Annotated in this window: 11 protein-coding genes; 2 read left to right on the top strand and 9 right to left on the bottom strand. The window is 72.5% G+C overall.

From position 1 onward, the window contains the following. From J5X75_RS45300 to J5X75_RS04865, 6 genes are all read right to left on the bottom strand, one after another. Positions 1-3,430: AfsR/SARP family transcriptional regulator (locus J5X75_RS45300; protein WP_208466054.1), on the bottom strand; the 3,430-nt coding region annotated here is incomplete at its 3' end. Positions 3,431-3,467: 37 nt separating this feature from the next. Further along, on the bottom strand, positions 3,468-3,752 hold the full coding sequence (locus tag J5X75_RS04885; protein ID WP_208466053.1) for a hypothetical protein: 285 nt from the start codon (positions 3,750-3,752) through the stop codon (positions 3,468-3,470). 2 nt (positions 3,753-3,754) lie between these two features. Beyond that, positions 3,755-4,438, bottom strand: a complete 684-nt coding sequence (locus tag J5X75_RS04880; protein WP_208466052.1) for a hypothetical protein — start codon at positions 4,436-4,438, stop codon at positions 3,755-3,757. Positions 4,439-4,711: 273 nt separating this feature from the next. Continuing rightward, positions 4,712-5,035 (bottom strand): type VII secretion target, encoded by a 324-nt coding sequence (locus J5X75_RS04875; protein ID WP_208466051.1) that lies wholly within the window; start codon positions 5,033-5,035, stop codon positions 4,712-4,714. 41 nt (positions 5,036-5,076) lie between these two features. Further along, positions 5,077-5,748 carry a potassium channel family protein gene (locus J5X75_RS04870; protein WP_238487302.1) on the bottom strand — a complete coding sequence of 224 codons (672 nt, stop codon included), beginning with the start codon at positions 5,746-5,748 and terminating at the stop codon, positions 5,077-5,079. Next, positions 5,741-7,075 (bottom strand): TrkH family potassium uptake protein, encoded by a 1,335-nt coding sequence (locus tag J5X75_RS04865; protein ID WP_208466050.1) that lies wholly within the window; start codon positions 7,073-7,075, stop codon positions 5,741-5,743. The genes J5X75_RS04870 and J5X75_RS04865 overlap by 8 nt, the downstream gene beginning before the upstream one ends. Before the next feature lie 235 nt (positions 7,076-7,310). Here J5X75_RS04865 and J5X75_RS04860 point away from each other — a divergent pair, with 235 nt between their 5' ends. Both J5X75_RS04860 and J5X75_RS04855 read left to right on the top strand, forming a co-directional pair. Continuing rightward, positions 7,311-8,777 (top strand): hypothetical protein, encoded by a 1,467-nt coding sequence (locus J5X75_RS04860; protein ID WP_208466049.1) that lies wholly within the window; start codon positions 7,311-7,313, stop codon positions 8,775-8,777. A gap of 210 nt (positions 8,778-8,987) precedes the next feature. Beyond that, the gene (locus tag J5X75_RS04855) at positions 8,988-9,938 is read left to right on the top strand and encodes a pectate lyase family protein (protein ID WP_208466048.1); all 951 of its coding nucleotides are present in this window, start codon (positions 8,988-8,990) and stop codon (positions 9,936-9,938) included. Positions 9,939-10,283: 345 nt separating this feature from the next. Here the strand turns inward: J5X75_RS04855 and J5X75_RS04850 are convergent, their stop codons facing one another. The 3 genes from J5X75_RS04850 to J5X75_RS04840 all read right to left on the bottom strand — a co-directional run bounded on the left by J5X75_RS04850 (position 10,284) and on the right by J5X75_RS04840 (position 15,936). After that, positions 10,284-10,883: a TetR/AcrR family transcriptional regulator gene (locus J5X75_RS04850; protein ID WP_208466047.1), complete on the bottom strand. Its 600-nt coding sequence runs from the start codon at positions 10,881-10,883 to the stop codon at positions 10,284-10,286. A 174-nt stretch (positions 10,884-11,057) separates the two neighbouring features. Then, positions 11,058-12,569: an MFS transporter gene (locus tag J5X75_RS04845; protein ID WP_208466046.1), complete on the bottom strand. Its 1,512-nt coding sequence runs from the start codon at positions 12,567-12,569 to the stop codon at positions 11,058-11,060. 70 nt (positions 12,570-12,639) lie between these two features. Beyond that, on the bottom strand, positions 12,640-15,936 hold the full coding sequence (locus J5X75_RS04840; RefSeq protein WP_208466045.1) for an NACHT domain-containing protein: 3,297 nt from the start codon (positions 15,934-15,936) through the stop codon (positions 12,640-12,642). Between the last annotated feature and the right edge of the window lie 15 nt (positions 15,937-15,951).

The raw sequence follows: 15,951 nt of genomic DNA, 5'->3' as shown, positions 1-15,951 counted from the left end.
CGCGGGGGGGGGCCCCCCCCCCCCCGGGGGCCCCCCCCCCCCGGGGGGGGGGGCCCGCCCCCCCCCCCCCGGCCTCCAGGTCGGCGGTCCATCCGGACGCGTACGCCTCCCCGAACCCGCCGTCCCCCAGCGCCGCCCGCGCCCGCGCCGCGATCGAGGCCACCTGAAGATCGGTGTGGTCGTGCGCGCCCCGCAGCCGGGCCGCCACCCCGAGCAGCACCGCCGCGTCGCCCGCCCGGCCGCGGGCCAGCGCCAGCCCGGACGCCACGACGGTGACCATCGCTAGTATCGGCATGTCCTGCGTCTGTACCGCGGCCGGGTACGCCACCATCAGCGACTTCTCCGCCGCCTCCGGGTCGTCGCGGCGCAGCGCCACCGCGGCCCGGATCGCGCCGACGATGGCGCAGCCGTGATCGCCGCCCATCAGCGGCAACTCACCGGCGCCGAGCCCCTCCCCGGCGCGGGCGATCAACTCCCCGGCCCGCTCCACCTGGTCCTGGAAGAGCAGCATCCCGGCTTCGAGCGCGTCGACCAGCAGCGCCATCTCGCGGGAGCCGGATCGTTCGGCGCGGGCGCGGGCCGACAGCAGCGCCGTGTTGGCCTCGCCCAGCTCACCGCGGCGCATGTGCAGGTCGGCCCAGCGCAGGTCGATGAAGATCTCGTCGGAGAGGTCCAGCGAACCGAACTCGGCCGCGAACGCGCGGGCCGCCCGCAGATCGGCGAGGGCGCCGTCCAGGTCGCCGTCGTACTGGCGCAGCAGGGCGCGCAGCGGCAGCACGGTGGCCTGCCCCCACCGGTCGCCGATCTCCCGGAACCCGGCGAGCGCCGCCGTGACGTCCGACGCCAGCAGCTCCAGGTCGCCGTTGTTCTCGGCGATCTGGGCCCGGAACATGTGCGCCAGCGCCGCCGCCCACCGGTCCGGCCCGTCGATCAGCCGCGCGAGACGGCGATCCGCGAGCTCGATCTCCCCGGCGTGGTAGAGGGTGACGACGGCGAGGCCACCGGCGGGCCAGGGCAGGTCCTCCTCGCCGGCGATCCGCAGCGCGATGTCCCGCAGCCGCCCCTGGCGCTGCTCGATCGACTCGGTGATCAGGGCCGGCTCGGCGCCGGTCCGGTTGATCACCAGAACCGCCTCGGCGCACGCGGCCGCCGCCGGGTCCACCTCGCCGGGCACCGCCAGCGCCTCGCCCAGCCAGTACGCGGCGTCGGCGCTGCGCCCGAACATCTGCCAGTACCAGCAGAGGTTCAGCGCCAGGGCCAGCGCGGCCGGGGCGTCCCCGGAGTCACAGAGGTGGCGTAGGGCGGCGAGCGCGTTGTCGTACTCGGCGGACAGCACCCGCAGCGCGGCCATCTGCCCGGCGGTCCGCAGCCGCGGATCGTGCTCGGCGACCAGCGCCGCCAGGTGCGCGGCCGCCCGGTCCCGGACCTCGCCGAGGACACCCTGCTCGGCGAGACGCTCCAGGCCGTACTCGCGGATCGTCTCCAGCATCCGGTAGCGGCCGCCCGGCGCCAGTTGTAGCAGCGACCGGTCGACCAGGGCGGCCAGCAGATCCGCGGCGCCGGCGGCCCGGCCGGTCACCGCGGCGGCCGACGACGCGGTCACCCCGCCCGGCAGCACGGCCACGTGCTCGGCCATGGTCCGCTCGGCGCCGTCCAGCAGATCCCAGCTCCAGGCGATCACCGCCCGCAGCGTCCGGTGCCGGGGCTGGGCGGTACGGCTACCCGTGGTGAGCAGCCGGAACCGGTCCGACAGCCCGTCCGCCAGCTCGGCCAGCCCCAGCGTCCGCAGCCGGGCCGCGGCCAGTTCCAGGGCCAGCGGCAGCCCGTCCAGCCCGCGCACGATCCGGATCACGTCACGAACGGTCTCGTCACCGACCGTGAAGTCCGGGCGCACCGCGGCCGCCCGTTCCGCGAACAGCCGGACGGCCGCCGCCCGCACCGCGCCGGCCGCTCCGGCGTCCGGCTGCGGCAACCCGAGCGGCGCCAACGGCACGAGCGACTCACCGTCGACGGCCAGCGGCTCCCGGCTGGTGGCCAGCACCCGCAGGTCCGGGCAGCGCGTCAACAGCGCCGACAGCAGGTGCGCGACCGCGTCGACGAGATGCTCACAGTTGTCGACGAGCAGCAGGATCTCCCGCCCGGCCAGCCGTTCGGCGAGCACGTCCAGATCGTCGCGGCCGTCCGGGCGGACCCGGTTGGCGTTCTCGAACAGCGCCGAACCCCGCAGCCCCGCCGCGGTCACCACGGCCGCGCCGACCTTCGCCGGCTCGGTCACCGACGCCAGATCCACGAGCCAGGTCCCGTCCCGGTACCCGGCGCCGTACCGTCGGGCCGCCTCCAGCGCCAGCCGCGTCTTACCCGCGCCACCCGGCCCGAGCACGGTGATCAGCCGCCCGCGCTCCAGCAGCGACGCGATCCGGGCCAGGTCGTCCTCCCGCCCGATGAAACTGGTCAGCGGCGCGGGCAGATTGCCACTGACATCGCTCACCCTGCGTAGCAGCGCGTTGTCATCCCGCGGCTCGCTCACCCGCTGCGACGACCCGGCCTCACCCCGCGGCTCGCTCCCCCTCCGCGGGGACCCGGCCTCACCCCGCGACTCGCTCCCCCATCGCGATGGCTCAGCCTCACCCCGCGGCTCGCTCGCCCTTCGCGGTGGCCCGGCTTCACTTCGCGGGGGTACGACCGGAGCACCGCGCAACAACCGCAGATGCCGCTCCCGCAGCGCCGCCCCCGGATCGGCCCCGAGCCGGTCGGCGAGCCGTTCCCGGATCCCCTCGTAGACGGCGAGCGCCTCGCCCTGCCGCCCCTGCCCGGCGAGCGCGTCGATGAGCAGCCCGGCCAGCCGTTCGTTGAGCGGATGCTCGGCCAGCAGCCCGGTCAGCCGGTCCGCGGCCCGGTCCAGCTCGCCCAGCGCCACCTCGGCCTCGGCCAGGTCGGCGCCCGCCTCGACGATCACCCGCCCGAGCCGGACCGCGTGGGCCGGCGCCACCTCGCCCAGTTCCGCCGCGACCGGCCCGCGCACCAGCGCGACCGCCTCCCGCAGCAGACCGGCGGCGGCGCCCGGCTGGTCACCGCGCAGCCGCTCCCGCCCGGCCGCCACCAGCCGCTCGAACCGGCCGACATCCACGTCCTCGACCTCGACCGCCAGCCGGTAGCCGCCCTCGGCCTGGGTGACGGTGTCCCCGCCACCGAGCAGCCGCCGCAGCCGGGAGATCAGCGATTGCAGGGCGTTGGCCGGATCCCCGGGCTGCTCCTCGGGCCACACCGCGCCGGCCAGCGCCCCGGCCGGAACCGGGCGCCCACCGGCCACCGCGAGCCGCACGAGCAGCCCACGCAGCCGGGCGCCGGGCACCGTCACATCGACGTCCCCCCGGCACACCCGAAGCTCCCCGAGCAACCCGACCCGAAGCCGGTCCCCGTCCCCACTCACGCCCCGATCCTCCCCCGGCCACGCCACCACCCCAAATTCAGTGGACCAGCCGATAGTTCGGGATCGGCGGCAGTCGATCGGCGGGCGCCTGCCGGATGTCCTGGACGACAGCGCCGTCCGGGATGATCGTGCGGGAGACGCCGATCCCGTACAGGCAGTTGTCGCACCAGAGATGCGCATAGCCGACGTCGGACCCCGGATCCCCGGTGAACACCAGTCGCAGACGCTTGCTACCGCACTGCGGGCAGGCGATCTCGAACGGCTCCGGAACGGTGTCGTAGGCGGCACTGTAGGCGTCGAGCCATCGGTCGTACGTCGTCATCGTCATCGCTTCCGCGGTTCCGGCCGAATCGGCTGATTGTCCCACCAGAGATCCTCGTGGGCGTACGCCCGGTCCTCGAAGGCGTCGAACTCCGCCCGGTCCCGCGGGTACGGCCTGCCGGTCGCGAGCTCGTCATGGTGGAACTTCTCGTGCGCCAGCGTGCGAGCCAGGTCCTCCTCACTGCGGAATCCGGAGACGAACAGCACGATGGAGCCGTCCGGACGGGTCTCACCGCAGGTGCCCCGGTACTTCGGATCGGCAAGCGAGATCCGCAGACCGGAGAGGTCGATGCCGTACTTCTCCGCGATCGATCGGACCGTGGCCATCCGGTAGAGCTGCACCGGCCCCGCGCCCTTCCGCTTGACCCGGTGCAGGGCGGCGGCCTCCTTCCCGGCACCCCGGATCCGCGCCAGAAGATCCTTGAGATCCTCGATGTGCCGTTCGATGCGGCGGACCGCGGAGCCGAGATCGTCCAGGCTGCGCAGCAGACTCCGCACCCAGCGCGCGATCTTCGCCGACCAGGAGGCCACGAGCGTGCCGACCTGCTCGGCGACCAGAGGCGTGGCGGCCCCGAACGTGACGGCTTCCTCGGCGGCGTAGACCACGAGCCGCGAGACGAGCGTCGCGATCGCGTCGCGAACGAGTTCCCGGACCGCCGCGACGAGAAGCCCGGCCGCTTCGGTCACCACAGTCATCGTCTCCGGCGAGCTGGTCCAGCGTCTCGCAGAGTGGCTCCACGTGCTCGATCAACCAGGCGACGCCGTACTGCGCCAGCACCCCGAGGGGGTCGCTGACAAGGGCCAGCGCGTCCAGGGACGCCCCGGCCACGCCGAGGGAACCGTCGATCCAGTCGCCGCGTTCGACGCCCTGACGAATCAACCGGATGTCCTCGGCGATCCAGACCCCGGCCCAGGGGTCCTTCGGCGCGTCGACCGGTGGCGCCACGTAGGCGTTCCCCATCAGCGCCCGCCGGTGTCGCGGACCGCGGTCGAGGCGGCCTCATCGCTCAGCTCGTAGGACTCGGCCACGCCGCGTACGGCGTCGGCGGTGTCCCGCACCGACGTGGCCGCCACACCGATCGCCTCGACGAGGGGCTCCCGGAACTGGTCCAGCAGCCGCGGGACGACGGCGCAGATCCGCCCGTAGGCTTCCGGGCCCGGCTGCGTGGTCACGGCCGCCCGCCCGATCTCGCCGAGTTCGCCGGCTATGTCACGCAGATGTGCGGAGTGCCGGAGCAACTCGTCCGGAGTGACCGACAACGACGATCCGGGGCGATCTCCCATGGGAGCGCACTATATGCGCTCCTGTCGATGGCCCCGGCCCGTCAGTTCTCGTCGGCGTAGGACTCGACCTTGGCGGTGTCGCCGGCGACGATCAGGACGGCGTTCTCCGGGACGACGGTTTCGGGGCGGGCGTACACGAAATCCTCGCCGGGGCGTTTGGTGCCGACTACCGTGACCCCCCATGTGGTGCGGAGGCCGAGGTCGGCGAGGGTGCGCCCGGCGGCGCCGCGCGGGGCGCGGACCTTGGCGATGGCGAAGCCGTCGTCGAACTCGATGTAGTCGAGCATGCGGCCGCTGATCAGGTGGGCGACCCGTTCGCCCATCTCCGTCTCGGGGAAGATCACGTGGTCGGCGCCGACCGACGACAGGATCTTGCCGTGTTTCACGCTCGTCGCCTTGGCCCAGATCTCCGGCACGCCGATCTCGGTGAGGGTCAGCACGGTGAGGACGCTGGTCTCCAGGTTGGTGCCGATGCCGACGACGGCCCGCTCGAACTCGTGTACGCCGAGCTGGCGCAGCGCCTCCTCGTCGGTGGCGTCGGCCTCGGCGACCTGGGTGAGCCGGTCCGACCAGTCCTGGACGAGGCGCGGGTCGCTGTCGACGCCGAGCACCTCGTAGCCGAGTTCCAGCAGCGATTCCGCGACCGCGCCGCCGAACCGGCCGAGGCCGATCACCGCGACGTGGCCGCCTTTGGGCAGTTTCTCGTCAGCCAACGAGGGGTCTCTCCTCCGGGTAGCGGTAGAGCCGGCGGCGGGTGTTGAGGGCGATCGCGGTGCCGACCGCGATGGTGCCGACCCGGCCGCAGAACATCAGGACGACCAGGACGATCTGGGCGGAGGGCGGAAGGCTGCCGGTGATGCCGGTGCTCAGCCCGACCGTCGCGAACGCCGACGTGACCTCGAACAGCACGCGGTCGAACGGGATGTCGTCGGTGAGCGCGTCCAGCACGACCGTACCGGTGGCGACCAGGGCGACGCCCAGCAGGGCCACGGTGACGGCCTGCCGCTGGGTCTCCTCGGCGATCCGCCGTTTGCGGATCACCACGTCCGGCTCGCCGCGGATCTCCGCCCAGATCACGTACGCCAGCAGCAGGAACGTCGTGATCTTGATGCCGCCGGCGGTGCTCGCGCTGCCGCCGCCGATGAACATCAGGCCGTTGGTGACCGCGATCGTCTCGCTGTTCAGCCGGCCCAGGTCGATGCTGTTGAAGCCGCCGGAGCGGGTCATCACGTCCTGGGTGAACGCGGCCAGCACCTTGCCCGGGGTGCTCAACGGGCCGAGCGTGCCCGGATTGCGCCATTCGAAGGCCAGGAAGACCACGAACCCGACGAGCGTGAAGAGCAGGCTTCCGGCCACCGTCAGCCAGGTGTGGGTCGACCAGCATCCGGGGGTACGCCACTCGCGCGCGAGTTCGAACAGGACCGGAAAGCCGATCGAGCCGGCCAGGACACCGAGCGCCAGGGTGACGCAGATCCACGGGTCGGTCACGAACCCGACGAGACTGTCGGAGTAGAGGGCGAATCCGGCGTTGTTGAACGCCTGCACGGCGTGGAACACGGCCTCCCACAGCGCACGGCCGAACGGGTAGTCGTACGCGAGCCAGAAACGCAGGGTGAGCACGACGGTGATGGCGCTCTCCGCGATGAGCATGACCATCGCCACCCGGCGCAGCAGGCCGGCCAGGTTCTCGCCGGTGAGGCCGGCGCTCTCGGCCTGCGCGAGCAGGCGGCCGCGCAGGCCGAGCCGGCGTGACACGAGCAGGCTGAGCAGGGTGGCCAGGGTCATGATCCCGAAGCCGCCGATCTGCGACAGCACGGTCAGCAGCACGTGACCGAAAGGGGACCAGTAGGTCGGGGTGTCGACGACGGACAGGCCGGTGACGCAGACCGCGGAGGCCGCGGTGAACAGCGCGGTGACGAACGGTGCGTGCCCGGGTTCGGCGCGGGCGGCCGGCAGCATCATCAGGCCGGTGCCGGCGACGATCAGGACGAGGAACGCGAACGGCACGACACGGGCCGGATGCCGCCAGGGTGAACGCACCAATGGTTCATATCACCCGGCGCCCACCCGCGCCCGGCGAGGGCTGCCGGGCCTCTTGCGATCGACTGGTCTCACTCCATCGGGGCAGCCCGGATGGTGCCGCGACGGTACGATGCGGGGGCGACTTCCGGTCCGGCACGGGGGCCCGGCGGCCGGGAGTGCGACGGTTGACACGTTGCGGTCGGTAACCGGAATTTGCCAACGCCGGTTATCCTCCTCCGCCGGGGAGGGCAACATGAAACTCGTACGGGGGATCCTGGCCGGCGGTCTGCTGGCCGCCTTGGGTGTGGGCCTGGCAGCCTGCGGCCCGATCGGTGTCCCGGGGACACAACTGGTCGAACCCGAGGGCGGCGGACTGTCCGGTTTGAACGGACACGTCCAGTTGACCACCCAGCCCGGCGTCGCCCAGGGCGAGACCCGGGTCCGGTTCAGCCGTGAGCCGCTGCCGGACGACCGCCCCCTTCCACCCGGCATCGTCCCGGTCGGCGACATGATCGACGTCACCTTCGACAGCGGCGATCTGAGCAAGGCGCGGATCACCATCGACTACGGCGACCTGCCCGCCGGGGTGCGGCCGGAGATGCTCAACGTCTTCGCCTGGTCGACGGAGCTGGGCGGCTGGCTCCCGCTGACCGCCACCGCCACCGACGCGGTCGAGCGCGCGGTCAGCGGCGACACGGTGCTGTTCGACGGTTTCGTGCTGGGCACCTGGCAGGTCACCCCGGACGTCACCGGCGACACCATCCGGACCGGCTCGGGCGCGGCGCTGCCGGTCAAGCCCGGCACCGTCGCCACCTTCTGGGGGTATGCACGGGCCGGCGCCACCGCGTCGCTGGAGCAGACCCTGAAGCACCTGACCGGCCCCCCGCAGCCGTTCACCTGTGAACCCAAGGCGGCGAACGTCACGGTCCGGAACGTGTCGGTCCCGGCCGGGCGGGTCGACGCCTGCGTGGTCTCCGGCACCGGATCGCAGCAGGTCAAGGTCCGCAACCGGTTCCCCTTCCCGATGGTGCTGGACCTGCCCGCCGACGGTTCGGTCCGCCCGGTGCCGACGTCCGAGGCGGGCTCCCTCGACGGGGTGCGGGACACGATGCTGACGTACCTGGACGGTTCGGTCGCGGTGGGCGGCGGCCAGGTCGTCACCCTGGAGCTGACGCCGGGCCGCAAGGACCCGGTGACCCTGTCCGGGCGGCTGGACTGGTCGGTGATCGCCCTTGACTCCGGCCTGCGCCACCTGGACCTGCTGCTGCCCAACAGCCGGGCGCTGCGCGACAGCACCGCCGAGGCGCTGCTCCAGGCGCACCGGGAGTTCGGCGCGGCGGCCCGGAACCCGCTGGCCGCGGGGCAGGAGGGCGACCCGGCGGTCCGCTCGCTGCTCCAGGCGACCGGGTTGTCCGGCGCCGGGCGCAGCGTCGCCGACCTGTTCCGGTTCAGCGCCTGTGTGCTGGAGCGTGGCCGCACCATCGCCGGGTCGGACCAGGACGTGCTCGCCGCCCTGAAGACGGCCGGGCCGGCGGTCACGCTGGTCACCGGCGAGTGCCTGCGGGAGATCTACGACCGGTACCAACCGGTGGGCGCCCGCTCCTACACCGCCATCATGGACACGCTGAAGGCGACCACGTCGATGGTCCGCAAGGCGGTGCCGAAGGCGGACCGGGTGCCCGGCACCGGGCTGGTCACCGTGACGATCGACCCGAACTGAGACACCCCTTTCCGTTTCGCCTCGGACCTGCCCATACGGGCCGGGCCGGGGCGATTCGCATAGTTGTTGCAGAAATCCTGCAAACGGATATCTCTTCACATCCATCCGGGCCTATGTTTTTCTAGGGCCGGGAGCGCTCCCCTCATCCCCCGAGATCCGCCGATCGGGCACCGGTCGACGGATCAGTGAAATCTGAGAAGGAGCACCACAATGCATCGCCGCATTCATCGGTTCATGACGGGCGCCATCCCCCTCGCCCTCGTCAGCGCGGTGCTGGCCGCACCGCAGCCGGCCTCGGCCGCGATCACCGACCTGGTCGGGTGGGCCACCCAGAACGGCGGCACCACCGGCGGCGGCAGCGCCGCCACCACCACCGTGACCAGCGCTTCCGCCCTCACCACGGCGGTCGGGTCGACGTCCGCCGCGGTCATCCGGGTCTCCGGGACCATCTCCTGCTCCGGCATGCTACGGGTCCGGTCCAACAAGACGATCATCGGAAACGCCGGGGCCGCGATCGTCGGTTGCGGACTCAACATCAACGGCGACCGGAACGTGATCATTCGCAATCTGACGTTCCGGAACTGGAACGACGACGCGATCAACGTACAGGAATCGGCCACCAACATCTGGGTGGATCACAATACTTTCAGCAATGGGTACGACGGTGCCGTGGACATCAAACGCGGTTCCGATTTCATCACCGTCTCGTGGAACCGGGTGTTCTCCCACGACAAATCCATGCTGCTCGGGCACAGCGACAGCAACGCGAGCCAGGACGTCGGCCATCTGCGGGTGACCTACCACCACAACTGGTTCGACGCGTCGACCCAGCGGCATCCGCGGGTGCGTTTCGGCAACCCGGTGCACGTCTACAACAACTACTACTACAACAATTCCGGGTACGGCGTCGCGTCCACCGAGGGCGCCGGCGTCCTGGTCGAGGCCAACTCGTTCGAGAACGTCGACGACCCGTTCCACCTGGGTGAGGGCTCCTCCGACGCCGGAACCCTGGTGGCCCGCAACAACCTGCTGGTCAACTCGGGCAGCGGCCAGACCGGCGGTTCGGTGGCGTCGATCCCCTACTCCTACACACCCGACGCCCCCGCCAACGTGAAGTCCATCGTCACCGCCAACGCGGGCGCCGGCCGCATCAGCGTCTGACCCTCCACACGCGAGACCCGTGCCGCCGCCCCCGCGCGGCGGCACGGCCCGTTCCCTTACGAACCTCCTTCTCCGGTACGCGTGACGCCGCCCCGCCCCTTCGGACCGTCCCGCCCGCTCCACGCGGGCTCGCTGCCGCTCCGGGCCGTGCCGCGCCCGCCGGGCTTGAGTGGGTGGTCCAGCCGGTCAGGCGGCAGCGCCCTCACCGGGTGCGCCGCGACCGCGGGTGTGCCCGCTTTCCGGCGGCCATGCACTGTGGCCGGGCGACGGCTGGCGCGAGGGCCGCTCGGCCGCGAGCGGGCAGCGCCCGGAAGCGCGTGGAGGATCGCGAGAGTGGGCAGCCGGCTAGGGCTCGGGGGTTGCGGGGGGCCAGGGGAGGTTCTCCCACAGCTCCGGGTGGCGGGTGAGGTGCAGCAGGCGCTCGGCGAGGCGGCGGTCCGCGGGAGTGTTCACCGCGCCGCCCCACAGCGGGGTGCAGCTCAGGCCGTCCGCGGCGGCCACCACCAGGGTGAGGACGCTCTCCGGGAGACCGTCCGCGGCCAGGGCGGCGTCGATGCGTTCGGCGTCGGCGCGGGCCACCTCGGCGACCGCGGGCAGGCTCATCAACTGGGTGATCAGGGCGAGCGAGGCGCGGACCTCGTCGTCGGCCACCGGAATCAGGACGGCCCGGATGTAGGCGCGGGTGAGCCGTCCGGGGGCGGTGTCGGCCGGGTCCAGCTCGGCGTCCATAGCGGCCTGGAAGGTGGCCAGCTCGGTGCGGACCAGCTCCATGATCAGCTCGTCCTTGCTGGCGAAGTGGTAGATCAGGCCGCCTTTCGAGACCCCGGCGTAACGGGCGATCTCGTCGAGGGAGGCGTGGATGCCGCGCGCCCCGATCGCCGCGGCCGCCGCTTTCAGCAGCGCCCGTCGTGTCTCCTCCGGTGACCGGCCCGCCGTACGTCCCACGCTCGCCACCGTACCCATCCGTCATCGTGCCGCGGCGTCTGCCCCACGCCGACACATCCGCCGGGCAACCACCGCGCGCGGGGCGAGGAAGGCGGGTGGGTCAGCGAGCCCCGACGGGGGTGCCCGGCCGGCCGTCAGCGCTGTCTCAGCGGCGCCGGGACGCGACCGGCGGCGTCAAGCGCGCGGGGTGCGGACGGAGGGGATCAGGCGCCCGGCCAGGAACGCGGCGGCCAGGGTGAACAGGGCGGCCACCAGGGAGGTGATCCGCATGCCGGCGATGAAGGCGTCCCGGGCGCCGTCGGCCGCCGGGGACGACGGGTCGAGCACGTGCAGGGCCGAGGCCAGCGAATCGCGGACCGCCGCGGCGTCGCCGGCGGGCAGGCCGGCGGGGATCTTCACGCCGGCACGGTAGACCACGGTGGCGAGCGATCCGAGGACCGCGATGCCGAGGACGACGCCGAGTTCGATGGCGGCCTCGGTGATCGCCGACACCGATCCGGCCTTGCGCGGCGGCGCGGCCGAGACGATCGCGTCGCCGGTCAGCGTCATCGCCAGGCCGATGCCCAGGCCGATCGGGACAAGGGCAAGACCCAACCAGAGGTACGGTCCCCGCGCGGCCGCCGCGACCAGGGCGAGCCCGGCCGCGGCCATCGCCAGGCCGAGCGCGATGGCCCGGCCCCGGCCGAGCCGTGCCGCGGCGACGCCGACGACCCCGACGACGGCGATCGACGCGACGGTGGCGGGCAGTTCGGCGAGCCCGGCCTCCAGTGGGCTGTGCTCCCGGGCGAGCTGGAGGTATTGGGAGAAGAAGAACAGCAGCCCGGTCAGTGCGAAGATCGCGATCATGTTGGCGGCGACCGCACCGGAGAAGGTCGGGCTGCGGAACAGTTCGACGTCGAGCATCGGCTGGTCGAGGCGCCGCTGCCGCCGGACGAACAGGACGCCCGCGGTGACACCGGCCAGCACGCACGCCACGGTCACCGGGTCCGGGCCGTGTCCGGTGACGTGCTTGATCGCGTAGACGACCGGGACGATCGCGGCCATCGACAGCGCCGCCGAGGGCACGTCGAAACGGCCGGGCCGCGGGTCGCGGGACTCCGGGAGCAGCAGCCATCCGGAGACCAGGACCAGGATCATCACCGGTACGTTGATCAGAAAGACCGAACCCCACCAGAGGTGCTCCAGCAGCACTCCGCCGACCAGCGGGCCGATCGCCGAGCCCGCGCCGAACGCGGTGGACCAGATCGCGATGGCCCGGGCCCGTTCGGTGTCGTCCGGGAAGATGTTGCGGATCAGCGACAGCGTCGCCGGCATCAGCGTCGCACCGGCCACACCGAGCAGCAGCCGGGCCGCGATCAGCTGTTCCGCGCTGGTGGCGAACCCCGCCAGCAGCGAGACCAGCCCGAACCCGGCCGAGCCGAGCAGCAGGATCCGTTTGCGGCCGAACCGGTCGGCCAGGTTGCCCATCAGCACGAGCAGTCCGGCCAGCGCCAGCGAGTAGACGTCACCGATCCAGAGGATCTGCTCGGCGGTGGGCGAGAGGTCCGCGCTGAGGGCCGGCACCGCGAGGGCCAGGACCGTGTTGTCGATGGCCAGCAGCAGGACGGCCGCCGCCAGGACGGCCAGGGCCGCCCACCGCCGCCGCGTGGGCAGCGGCGTGCCCACCGTGTTCGGGGAGAGGAGCATCCCGAAACTGTACCGACCAGTCGGTGCAGTTTTACAGTCACGGTTCGGTCATACATCCGCGGAGATGTCGTCACTCGGTCCGGTCTCGATAGCCGTCGAAGCGGGCCCGGGCGCTCACGAGGCGGGCCGCGAAGTCGGCGTCGGCGTCGATGCGCTCGAGCACGTCCCCGGCGTCCAGCCGGACGTCGATGGCGGCCAGTAGGGGACCGAGGCGCCAGGCGCGGGTCACCGGCAGCGCGGTGAGCAGGCGCAGGCAGGCGTCGACGGAAAGGTCCGCGGGGCCCAGCCGCGCCGCCAGGTCGGCGGCGAACCGGTCGTACCGCTCCGACGGCTGCCCACGACCGGCGGAGAGACAGCTCAACGCCAAGACACCGGTCTCGCCGACGGGTTGCCCGTCAGCGGTGACGAGGTGCTCGATCAGCCGCAAGACATCGCCGGACGGCAGCCGGCCCGCATCGACGGCGAGTGACCGGAGGAACAGTAGGACCGGATCGTCCCCGAGATGGGGGAACAGCGGGCGTACCCGGTCGATCGCTTTCAAGGCACGGTCGTACAACGCCAGCAGGTTCGGTGCGGGGGCCAGCCCACCGGAGTTCATCGAGAGGCTCATCAGGGTGTGCGCCACCGACTCGGCGTGGCCGGGCTCCTGCTCGACGAGAAGCACCAGCGTCTGCGGAGGAAGATGCCCGAACGCCGCCTCCACCGCGTGCCGGACCGCGTCGTCGGAGAACGAGCTGCTCAGGTCCATCGACCGGAACGCCGTGTGCATCGGGAAGTAGTCGGTGTTCGACGCGGCCTCGGGGAAGTTCCAGCTGCGCCCGAAGCTGAACGCCCAACGCGGATCCACATCCATCCACATGGGTGTCGGCTCGCGGCGCAGCACCATGTCCCGGCGGCCGTCGGCGGCCCACTCCCGCTCCACCTGTAGATGTTCCAGCGCGTCGAGGAACATGCCGCCGGGGACGGCCGCCCGCCACTGGAGGGCCATGTCGCGCAGCCAGCCGGCCGGATCCCTGGCGTGCTGGTACAGCTCGGTGGCCCGGACCGGCTGCCCACAGGCGAGGGTGAGCAGCAGCAGATTGAACGAGTAGGTCGACATCCAGTGGTCGGCCCGCTTGTCCACCGGCTGGTAGGCGCGCGGCGTCCACGCCGGACGGATCACCGCGGTCCGCAACCGGTCGATCAGCCAGTCGCGCGGATCCTCCGGACCTGAGCGGGCCAGCAGGGCGGTGACGAACGGCAGGATCGTGTTGCGGGCGCTGAGCGGCGTGTACCCGAGCAGGTTCTGGAGCAGTTCGTCGTCCTGGGACTGCTGACCGAGCCGGATCGAGCGGACCTTCGACAGGGCGGCCGCCTCCTGGACCGCGTGCACCACGAGCCGGGCCACCAGGTACTCGCCGAACGTCGCGTGCAGGAACTCGTACGTCTGACGGGTTTGATCGTCCTGCCAGGCCTGCGCTCGCTGGATGAAGAAGAACCGGCCGACCATCTCCTGTCCCGCGGAGAGCGGGCTGCGGAAGTCCGCGGCCGTCCCGGACCGCGACGGCCGGAGGCCGAGCCCGGCCAGGTCGGCGTCGAGTTCCTCGGTGGTGACCCAGAGGCGGAGCCGGTGGAACATCGCGAACGCGACCACCGACAGCCGCAGCAGTTCCTCCTCGACGAGCCCGGGCAGTTCGGCGTCCGGGCGGCCGTCGTGGACCCGGCGCACCTCGCGGGCCGCGAAGTCGTGCAGCAACTGTTCGTAGAGCAGGCCGGTGTCGAAGTCGGTGGCGTCCTGGAGGGCGTTCCCGGTGGCGTCGTAGAGGGCCAGCATGAGCAGCAGCAACGGCTGGGTGGCCAGGTCGGGGAAGCGCAGCACCACATCGCGGGCGAGCGGCCGCAGACCGGTCCGCGCCCAGTAGGCGGCGTTGGCGTCGTTCCAGATGGCGAGCCAGCGGTCCACCTGGGACTCGTCGAAGGGCTCCAGGCGGGCGGCGAGGCTCCCGGCGGGCAGGCGGGCCCGGTCGGCGACCGCGACCCGGCTGGTCACCACGACCGCGGCGGGACGGCCGAGCCGGGCCTCCCGCTGCTGGAACGCGGCCACCCGGGTCAGATAGTCGGACTGGTGCAGGCCGGTGGCCTGCAACAGCTCGTCGAAACCGTCGAGCAGGATGACCGGCATGGCGGCGTCGGCGTCGCGGGCCAGGTCCGCCCAGGCGACGGTCTCGCCGATGGCGCCGCGCAGCGCCTGTTCGATCTGGTCCTGGATCTCGGCTTCGGCGCGGACCTCGCGCAGCGTGACCCGGACGGCCAGGTAGTCGGCGGCCGGCAGCCGGGCGGCCAGCACCCTGGTCAGCGTGGACTTGCCGGCGCCGGGCTGGCCGAGCAGCAGCATCGGGGCCTCGGCGGCCTGTGGGGTGGTCAGGTAGGTGGCCAGGAAGGTGCCGAAGTCGTCGCGGACCGGGGCGTCCGCCCACCAGTCCTCGTCGGCGGCGCGGGCGCCCGGGCCGGCGGCCTTCACCCGGAAACGCGGGTCGAGGTAGGAGATCCCGAGGCTGAGCTTGGTGACCTCGCCGGTGTCGCCGCCGAGGACCGGGTCGTCGAGCACGGCCCGGTAGGTGAGCGCGAGGTCGGCGCGGTGCCGGGCCGGCGCGCGGCCCGACGTGGCCCGGAGGAGAGTGGACTCCAGCGCCTCCAGGCCGCGGGAGACGGCCCGCGAGTCGAGCCGGGACAGCCAGACGGCGAACTCGGGCACGTCCAGGGACAACTGCCGGGCGGCCTCCTCGTAGCGGGCGGCGGACATCGCGGGCACCGCCTCCCTGAGGGCCTTCTCGGCGGCGCCCCGGGTGCGGAGGCCGGCCGACTCCCAGACCGCCAAGCCGCGCAGGTGCTCGGCGAGACGCCAGGACAGCGACGCGAACCAGCTGACCAGCTCGGCCATGAGGCGGTCGTGGGTGAGGTCGGCGCTCGGGGCGGGGATCCGGGCGGCGAGGAGTCGCGACTGCCAGGACCCGTCGAACCGGACCGCGGAGGCGAGGAGGATCTGGTCGTCGCGGGTGAAGCCGGGATTCTCCAGGCCGGTGGCGTCGAGGCAGTCGTCGAGGGCGGTGAAGAACGACGTGACGACCAGGACGGCGTGGGCCGCGTGCAGGCGCTCGCTGCGGGTGTAGCGCGCCTGTCCCCGTACGATATCGGTGATCTTGTCGGTGACCAGGTGGCCGAGCCGGACCGCCTCGGTCTTGGCGTCGAAGAGGCTGATGGCGGCTTCGCTGCCGCCGGCCGTCGCCACGCTGAGCACGCCGCCCAGCACGTTGTCGGCGACCTTCATGAGCGGCCCGGACCCGCCGAGCAGTTTGACGGCGTCGAGATAGGTCAGCGACTGCGGCACCGCCCCACTATATGG

This window comes from Actinoplanes flavus, assembly GCF_017592555.1.
In the GTDB taxonomy this organism is placed as follows: Bacteria; Actinomycetota; Actinomycetes; order Mycobacteriales; family Micromonosporaceae; genus Actinoplanes; species Actinoplanes flavus.
The sequence above is the reverse complement of the archived record's forward strand: the minus strand, read 5'-3'. Positions and strand labels throughout refer to the sequence as shown.